1 pseudogene is annotated in these 305 nt (G+C 47.5%); it reads left to right on the forward strand.

Annotated elements, in window-relative coordinates:
* Positions 1–5 precede the first annotated feature (5 nt).
* Positions 6–305, forward strand: a pseudogene (locus tag FS628_RS30395) (dihydroxy-acid dehydratase domain-containing protein); the annotation flags it as partial.

Consider the following 305-nt stretch of genomic DNA (forward strand, 5'->3'; position numbering starts at 1 on the left):
GGATGATGAATGATGAAATTGAAGAAGGGGAGGTATTGGTGATAGGGTATTGTGGACGGAAGGGTGCCGGAGGTATGCGTGAGATGCTTTGGGTTAGAGGAGTGATTGTAGGAAAAGGTGTGGGGGGAAAAGTTGGTGTGATAAGAGATGGTAGGTTGTGGGGTGGGTGGGATGGATTTGTAGTGGGGGATGTATGGGGTGAGGGAGAAGTAGGTGGAGGGATGTGTTTGCTGGAAAATGGAGATATTATGAGCATTGATAGTGAGATTGAGGAAAGTAAGGTTGAAGTGGGAGAGGAAGAGTTG

Origin of the sequence: Paenibacillus xylanexedens, assembly GCF_007676705.1 — a bacterium.
In the GTDB taxonomy this organism is placed as follows: domain Bacteria; phylum Bacillota; class Bacilli; order Paenibacillales; family Paenibacillaceae; genus Paenibacillus; species Paenibacillus xylanexedens_C.